General features: G+C 65.7%; 10 protein-coding genes. 3 read left to right on the forward strand and 7 right to left on the reverse strand.

Translation table 11 applies throughout. The features are described 5' to 3' along the window. Positions 1–259 precede the first annotated feature (259 nt). The gene (locus ACFV9O_RS39125; RefSeq protein WP_385427520.1) at positions 260–763 is read left to right on the forward strand and encodes a hypothetical protein; all 504 of its coding nucleotides are present in this window, start codon (positions 260–262) and stop codon (positions 761–763) included. A gap of 27 nt (positions 764–790) precedes the next feature. Here the strand turns inward: ACFV9O_RS39125 and ACFV9O_RS39130 are convergent, their stop codons facing one another. The 5 genes from ACFV9O_RS39130 to ACFV9O_RS39150 all read right to left on the reverse strand — a co-directional run bounded on the left by ACFV9O_RS39130 (position 791) and on the right by ACFV9O_RS39150 (position 2,985). Next, positions 791–1,168 (reverse strand): DUF6251 family protein, encoded by a 378-nt coding sequence (locus tag ACFV9O_RS39130; RefSeq protein WP_385427523.1) that lies wholly within the window; start codon positions 1,166–1,168, stop codon positions 791–793. Then, complete coding sequence (locus tag ACFV9O_RS39135) at positions 1,138–1,509, reverse strand: RRQRL motif-containing zinc-binding protein (protein ID WP_385427526.1); 372 nt, start codon at positions 1,507–1,509, stop codon at positions 1,138–1,140. Before ACFV9O_RS39135 ends, ACFV9O_RS39130 begins: the two co-directional genes overlap by 31 nt. Then, positions 1,509–2,402, reverse strand: a complete 894-nt coding sequence (locus ACFV9O_RS39140) for a DUF2637 domain-containing protein (protein WP_385427528.1) — start codon at positions 2,400–2,402, stop codon at positions 1,509–1,511. The genes ACFV9O_RS39135 and ACFV9O_RS39140 overlap by 1 nt, the downstream gene beginning before the upstream one ends. Further along, entirely contained in the window at positions 2,399–2,644 is a 246-nt protein-coding gene (locus ACFV9O_RS39145; protein WP_385427531.1) for a hypothetical protein, read from the reverse strand. The genes ACFV9O_RS39140 and ACFV9O_RS39145 overlap by 4 nt, the downstream gene beginning before the upstream one ends. Before the next feature lie 68 nt (positions 2,645–2,712). Next, positions 2,713–2,985 carry a DUF6284 family protein gene (locus tag ACFV9O_RS39150; protein ID WP_385427533.1) on the reverse strand — a complete coding sequence of 91 codons (273 nt, stop codon included), beginning with the start codon at positions 2,983–2,985 and terminating at the stop codon, positions 2,713–2,715. A 447-nt stretch (positions 2,986–3,432) separates the two neighbouring features. On the opposite strand from ACFV9O_RS39150, the gene ACFV9O_RS39155 reads away from it, so the two are divergent. Next, on the forward strand, positions 3,433–4,221 hold the full coding sequence (locus tag ACFV9O_RS39155; RefSeq protein WP_385427545.1) for a GntR family transcriptional regulator: 789 nt from the start codon (positions 3,433–3,435) through the stop codon (positions 4,219–4,221). After that, positions 4,218–4,874, forward strand: coding sequence for a YdcF family protein (locus tag ACFV9O_RS39160; protein WP_385427536.1), 657 nt, complete (start codon positions 4,218–4,220; stop codon positions 4,872–4,874). Before ACFV9O_RS39155 ends, ACFV9O_RS39160 begins: the two co-directional genes overlap by 4 nt. 14 nt (positions 4,875–4,888) lie before the next feature. Here ACFV9O_RS39160 and ACFV9O_RS39165 read toward each other — a convergent pair whose 3' ends face one another. Both ACFV9O_RS39165 and ACFV9O_RS39170 read right to left on the reverse strand, forming a co-directional pair. Further along, entirely contained in the window at positions 4,889–6,100 is a 1,212-nt protein-coding gene (locus ACFV9O_RS39165; protein ID WP_385427539.1) for a hypothetical protein, read from the reverse strand. Positions 6,101–6,267: 167 nt separating this feature from the next. Beyond that, a complete protein-coding gene (locus tag ACFV9O_RS39170) occupies positions 6,268–6,579 on the reverse strand; it encodes a DUF4365 domain-containing protein (protein WP_385427542.1) in 312 nt (103 codons plus the stop codon). Between the last annotated feature and the right edge of the window lie 243 nt (positions 6,580–6,822).

Genomic DNA, 6,822 nt, shown 5'->3' on the forward strand with positions numbered 1-6,822 from the left:
CGACACGTCGGAACCGCGGGCCTCGCCGCGGCGATCGGCTGACCATCCGGGCCGCCCCGGCCTCAGCGGGCAGAAATCCCGGCCCGACCGACCCGACCGTCGGCCCCACAGGCGCTGACCGGGCGACCGTGAACGATCCCGCCGATCAGGACCTCCCGGCCAGCTGACGGTTACTGAGACGCGCTCCTAGCCGCGCACGTGGCACTGGGGCGAGGTGTGGGGCACGGCCATGAGCTGGCCGGACGAAGGGGGCGGGATTGTGGGAACGGATGAGACACGGGAGCGCTGGGAGCTGCTCCCCGAAGTCGGTGTGGGACCGTTGCGGTTCGGGATGAGCTCGGCCGAGGTCGCTGACGCACTCCAGGTGTCTGGGCCACAAGAAAAGGTGGGCGGCCCATACGGGCAGGAAGACTTCGCCGACGGGGTGAAAGTGTTCTACGACGCGGGCAAGCTGGCGTGCGTCGCACTGGACGCGGTCACCGGCCCGCAGGTCTTCCTCGCGGGCTTTGCTCTGGCCGGCCGCGATCCCGAGCAGGCCCACCAGTACCTCCTCGACTACGCCGCCGAGCACGGGAACTGCGTGCTGTACACCCCCGATCACTCCCTCTCCTTGACCGACCTCGGGCTACTTGTACGGTCACAGCAGATCGGGGACGTGCGCCTCTCGCGCCCGCTCGTCGTAATCGAGGAATGGCTGGAGTCGCAGTACTACCGAGAGCACCTGCCGCTGGAGGGCACCCCACCCCCGCCCGGCACTTGGTGAGGCGGTCCGGGCGGGGACAGGAAGCCGTCAGCGGCGGCCGCGGGCCTTGGCGACGTTCTTCGCCGCGTTCTTGCCGTCGGTGCCGCCGACGCTCTTGACGACGGTGACGACGCCCCAGGCGCACACGGCGGCGATCAGGGCGAGTATCGCGAGGTTCGCGGCGATGGCGGTTAGGACGCCGACGAGCAGCGGGCCGAAGTAGATGCCGGTCGCGACCGCACCGGCACCGACACCGGAGCCGAGCGCGACGCGCTGCACCGTGCGGTCTGGCGACGCCTGGTGGATGTGCACCACCTGCGGCCCGGCGGACTGCTGTGCGGGCAGAGAGGCAGGGTCGGCGTAGACGTGGCTGCCATCGGGGAGTTGAATGACCGTCAGTGGGCGGTGTGCGGGAAGCTGTTCCATGACGCACCCTCCGGGGCGTTGTCGGGGAAAGCGCAGGCAGAGCACATGCCGAGCGAGGGCGGGATGACGTATCCCGCGTCACGGCGGCAGGCGGGGCAGGTGCGGCGGGCGGCGTTGGCCTTGGCCAGAGCCGCCCACCGGGCCGGGGTCATCGCACGCACCGGCTTCGCTTGATCGATGCGGTAGAGGTAGGCGACCAGCGGCGGACGCTTGCGGCGGGGCCGTTCCACCTGTGCCGCCACCGCCTGGCCACCCGGACGCAGGCCGAGGGCGCGGAGCTGGCGGTAGGTGGCGTAGCCGTCCGGAGCGAGCCGCCACCGGTAGACGGGCAAGGCGGCCATCAGGCGACCAGGAGGCCGCGTTCGGCGCGCAGGGTGTCGCGCAGGGTGCGGGCGTTCGCCGGTGAGGTGCGTACCTCCCGGCGGATGCCCTCAGCCGTCAGCCTGGCGTCCGGCCAATCGGCCGTGGCCTTCCGCGCCTCGGCAAGCAGCTCATCCGGCGTTCGCTTCGGCCGCGGGCTGCGGGCCACGTCGGGCACGCGGCCCGTGGCCCGACGCGGGCGAGTCGACTCGGCCGCCACAGCCCGCCGGGCGATCGGCTGCACCACTGGGGCCGACTCGATGGCCGGGAGCGGCTTGGCCGGGATAGTCGACTTCAGGAAGCCGACGGCCACCGCTCGGGGCAGAGGCTTCACGTTCGGCGTGATCGGCCCCGGGGTCGATTCCATGAGGTCAGACCTAGACCGATTCCTCTCGATCCCGGTCGAGTCCTCCTGATTCGCGGTCGGGGTCGTGATCGGGGTGGGGCGGTGGTGCAGCACCTTCGCCACGAGGTCCGAGCCGAAGTAGATCGACCCGACCGGCAGTGACGTGGCGAGCAGCACGAGCGCCCAGTTCGCCGGGTCCCAGTCGGCCAGTCGACCCCAGTCGACCGACCGGTCGTGCAGCTCCGGCACCAGGCCGTGCACGTAGTTCAGCACCAGCGAGGCGATCGTGTAGGCGGCCAACACCCGCAGCGCGAACGTCCTATCCCGACCGGCGAGCACGAGCGTCGCGATCAACGCCAGGGCCATCAGGCCGTCGACCACGAACGGGTACAGCGTCGCGGCCGTGTCGTCGGCGCCGATGGCGCCAGCGATGTCGCGCAGCGCGTTCCAGGACACCCGGAACGCCATGCCGACCACGACGACCAGCGCGAGCACGAGGGCCGTGCGGCCGTTGCGGTGCAGGTTCACCGCGACCACCCCCGCAGGCGGCGGTTCTCGGCGTGGCTGCGCTGACTGGGCTGCGTACGCGGGGCGCCCTCGCACCATGGGAACGGCGCGATGGTGTCAGCAGCCTTGAACACCCGCATCGCCGCGCCCTCGGGGGCGTCCGGCAGGGCGTGGACCCTCCCGGACGCGAGCGAGGCCAGCAGCCGGGCAGCGTGGTGCTCGCAGCCGTCCGCCCCCGCGTTGGAGGCGTCCAGCACGGTCACGACGGGCGGACCGTCGCAGGGGGTCGGGTCCTCGGGGTGTGCCGCAGGACAGCGAGGGACGACCGGACTCATGCCGCACCCCCCGCCTGCCCGGTGGCGCTGCGGTTGGCCAGCGCGCGACGCGCGGCCAGCACCCGGCGGCGGGCGCGGCGGATGCGCCGCTGGTCCAGCTCGCTCGGGACGCGGTCCAGGGTGATGATCTGCGCGTCGAGCAGGTCGACGCCGGCCAGGATGACCGGCAACTCCTGCTCGATCGCGTCCAGCTCCGCGGCCGTCGGCTCGCGGTCGATCCTGTCGACGACAACGGTAACGGCCGTCTGACGTGCAACGATGTCCTTCATGGGTCGTTGTCTCCCTAGCAGGTGGAACGGCCCGAACAGCACCCCCGGAGCGGCTACTCCGGGGGTGCGCGCCGTTGAAGTCGGAACACCCGGCTCCCCTCAACGCCGCTCGTACGAGACGAGTAGCGGAGGCAACCGGCCGCAGTACTTGGACTGCGGAAAGGGTTGAGATCGCGCTGTTCCGTATGCGGGAGCAGAACCCGCGTACGCCGCCCACTTGTTGCTGGAGGGGGACGGATGCCTCTGCACACTGTTGAGTTCTCAAGGGCCAGTCGCTTCCTTCGAGCCGTTTCACGGGCTTTCTGGGCGCCGGGAGCAGCCCAAAGATGAGCCATCCCCGCTCGCAGTCCTAGGACTGCGAGCTCTGAGAAGACAATGACGCACAGTCCGAGGACTGTCAACAGTCCTAGGACTGTGTTTGACTGGCTCTGTCGAGAGGAGTTCCTAGTGGCACCCAAGTGGCGGGAGCTGGCAGACAAGCTGGCGGATCGGATTAGGAGCGGCGAGTACGCCCCTGGCCAGCAGTTGCCCCATATCCGGGACCTGGTTGAGGCTGGTGAGGGGTCGAAGTCCACGGTTCACGCGGCCTACAAGGCATTGGAAGCAGAGGGTCTCGTGACCTCATCCCGGGGCCACGGCACGGTCGTACGGCAGCAGGCGCCGCTCAAGCGGCTCGGCATCGCTCGCTACGACAAGGCGAAGTGGCGGGACGGCGACGAAGTCGCGTTCATCGCCGACCGCGTCGCCTCAGGGCGCGCATACCAGCGGGGCGAGCAGACACAGAGCATCAGCCGTGTGCCTGCGGCGCCCCTGGTAGCTGCGGCTCACGGATTGCCCGAGGGCTCCGAGGTGTACGCGCGAGCTCGCCTCGTGAAGGAGGGGGACCAGCCGACGCACACGCTGACCAGCTACTACCGGCCCGAGCATGTTGAGGGAACGCGTCTTGTCGACCCCACCCCGGGGCCCGCCGGCCGGGGCGGTGGCTTCCGTGTGCTCTACGACGCGGGATACGAGATCGACCACATGCGCGAGGAACTGTTCGCGCGGATCGCGGCACCCGAGGAAGCGTCACTCCTCCAGTTGGTGCCTGGAGAGTGGGTTGTGGAACTTCACCGCACCACGTACACCGCCGACGGGACCGTCGTGGAGTTCGCTGTAGGCATCCATGCGGCAAGCCGCTTCGCGTGGTCGTACGACTTCAAGGTCCCTGACTCGGCACAAGAGGCGGCACAGTGATTTCAGAACAAGCATGGTCCGACGCCCAACGGCTTTGGGACTTCCAGCAGATGCACCACGAGCCACACCCATGCTCCGTGGGCATCGGACTCGGCAGCCATGACCTAGGCGTAGCGGACGTGACGGTCGACCTGTACCAGCGCGGCATGATGCCGCTCATCGTCTTCACGGGTGCCACCAGCCAGACGACGCGCGAGCGCATGCCCCGAGGGGAGGCAGAGCACTACCGGGAGCGGGCATTGGAACTGGGCGTGCCGTCCTCTGCCATTCTCGTCGAGCCGAACGCGCGGAACACTGGGGAGAACATCCGCTTCTCCCGTGCGCTCCTGGAGGAGCGGGGCGCCGACGTCTCGTCCGTCCTACTCATCAGCAAGCCATATGAGGAGCGTCGGGCTTACGCAACAGCTCGCCAACTCTGGCCGGAAGTTGAGATCGTCAGCGCATCCGCGCCGATGACACTTGCGGAGTACGTGGACTCGATCCGGGACGCCCGTCTCGTCCTCGATATGCTCGTGGGGGCACAGCAACGGCTGCTGATCTACCCGGAGCAAGGATTCATGATCCGCCAGCGGATCCCTGAGTCAGTCACTGTGGCCTACGACCGGCTTCGCCGTGAAGGTTTCACGAGCCGCCTCATCCCCACTGAGCCGTAGCGGGGAGCGTTGGCTTAGAAAAGCGACTGCTGATCACCGGGTTCGATCGGGGTATCCGGCTGATCCGGCACAATTCGGACAAGCTCCAGAATTTCCGGGTCGTACAGCCAGTAAAAATGCCCTTCTAGTTCCTGGCGTCCCGAGATTCGCAAGGCTAGGTTGTTCCTGTGGGCGTCAACGGCGAGGTCGTAATCTTCAACTTTCATGCGGACTCGCATTTTCCTTGCCTTGGTGCCTCCGATCACGTCGAGGCGCACAACTCCAGGATTGCCCGGCTTTGGGCGCTCAAGTAGCGTGACAGTTCCCAAAACGGTGACGTGCTCAGCTGCGGCCGTGGCCGCGAAGATGTTCCCTGCCTTTTCGAGAGCAGGGTAGTCTGAAGGGGAAAACTCAAGCTTATGACGCTGGGTGGGGGCGTCGGTAAATAGCTCTTCGATTGAATTTAGCTCGACTTCGATTTCGGCCCCTTCGGAATCCCTGATAAGGGATCGCATGGCCTGGGTCAATTCATAGCAGAAGCCGCGCTGAACATTCTCCACGAACCCGTGGGTCGAGCCGGAATCTTTGAAGTGATCCAGAGACTCTCGGGCTGCTTCCAGGGCATCCACCAGTCCCAGCGTAATTTCGCGCCCCGTATGCCTGCCAACCAACGGAATTGTGTCGCCCGGGCGAATTTTGCGTTCGCTGTAAACCTCCTCTGGGGGCGCGTATGCAGTGATCACATAACTCCCCACCTCGGTTTGCCCCATCAAGACCGAGTCGAGGAAGGAGTTTGCCAGGAAAGAGTTGGAATTGCCGAAGTAGGCAGACTTTGATTTGCGCGTCTTAGCGGCCACCGCCATTGACTTTTGTGCGCCTGCGTGAAGGTCTGCTCCGGCGAGCCAGGGGATCGTGCCCTTTCGGGACTGCACTTCCTTGTGGAACTTCAGTTCATCGCCGAGGGAGTGAAGGGTTGCTGCACGCTCCAAGATAGAACGGATTTTTCCGTCGCCCATCCTCCACGCCTGCGCGACAGCCTGACTCAGAAGTTCCAAGTAGTCATCGGTTTCAACGTCTTGAGGGATGAGGAGGCCTCTACTGAATTCATGATCGGGTGACGTCGGGCGCCACCTGCTGTAAAGGTTTTCCTGTCCTCCGAATTTCTGCCACCCGTTACTCTGGAGGGCCAATGTGAGCTGCCTATCCGTGAGATGCTCGGCAATCTCCTCAAAATCCGGAGTGCTCACGGTTTCCCCCCTCTCCCTACTCGTTCCATGATTCCGCAGAGGGCGTTATCGTCGAATATGTGGGTGGTTGGAACTCTCACAGCGGTGGAGTTCTCGCCCGATGGCTCGACTCCGGTGACGCTTCGCCAGTATGCACAGTGGCGTAGCTGAAGTATGTCGTGACTCGCCTAGACCCACTGACCGATGTCCTCAGGGATGATCATCGCGACAAGGATTCGATGGACGGTTACCCTTTTTCGCGCGAGAAGCTTAAGGCGGTCATTTGAGAGGTTGACCGATACGAAGCCGTTAGTTGGATTGGGCGCGCTGGTCCAGGTGCTCTTGAGCTGTATTTTCAGATCAATCTGACAATCGGCGACGTGGCTCTCCGAAGAATGAGTCACCACCCAGTCGATCCCGTCGTCCGGCTCGGGCTTGGCCATGGTGCATCCAGCTGCTGCGGCTACCGCCCTCAGGTAGCTGTCCTGGAGCATCTCCATGCGCTGCTTCTTCGGGACGTCCCCGCGCAAAGGGGCAGCAGACAGTGCTTCGCCTACGTCGATCATCCATCCCCCCAGACGGTGTTACGCAGCTCACATCGTAGAGGGGGGTGAGTTCTCGGCAACGGGTGAAACGAGGGCCACGGATGGCGGATGAAAAGTGAGCCACTCTGCGATCTCTTGATCATCCTGACTTCACTGGTTCTGAAGTCGGGAGGAAGAGAGGGTGATCCACGTGGAGGA

Origin of the sequence: Streptomyces sp. NPDC059909, from assembly GCF_042730885.1 — a bacterium.
Taxonomy (GTDB): Bacteria; Actinomycetota; Actinomycetes; order Streptomycetales; family Streptomycetaceae; genus Streptomyces.